The 228-nt window shown below is 50.4% G+C and carries 1 protein-coding gene; it reads right to left on the bottom strand.

Annotated features, from left to right (window positions below; translation table 11 throughout):
* Positions 1-228, bottom strand: a 228-nt coding sequence (locus tag NLF92_RS13905; protein WP_284700452.1) for an SURF1 family cytochrome oxidase biogenesis protein, incomplete at both ends; no start/stop codon positions are given.

Below are 228 nucleotides of genomic sequence, written 5' to 3'. Positions count from 1 at the left end.
CGGGTTTTCCCTGGTAAATTTGGTTATCTAACAAAATGACTCGCGTAGCATCGACCTGACCTACAAACCGCACCGGCACATCCCGGACTTCACTAAACGATTGTAACGCCTCAAACACCTGCATTGGCGCCTGTGCCTCTTTTTGCGCTATGCTGTGTAAACGTTGTTGTTTCTGATCCATACGCGCAAGCTGCCAACAACCCAAAGACACCATGACGGCTACCGCCA

Origin of the sequence: Opacimonas viscosa, from assembly GCF_024199005.1 — a bacterium.
In the GTDB taxonomy this organism is placed as follows: Bacteria; Pseudomonadota; Gammaproteobacteria; order Enterobacterales; family Alteromonadaceae; genus Opacimonas; species Opacimonas viscosa.
This window is presented reverse-complemented; position numbering and strand designations above follow the sequence as displayed.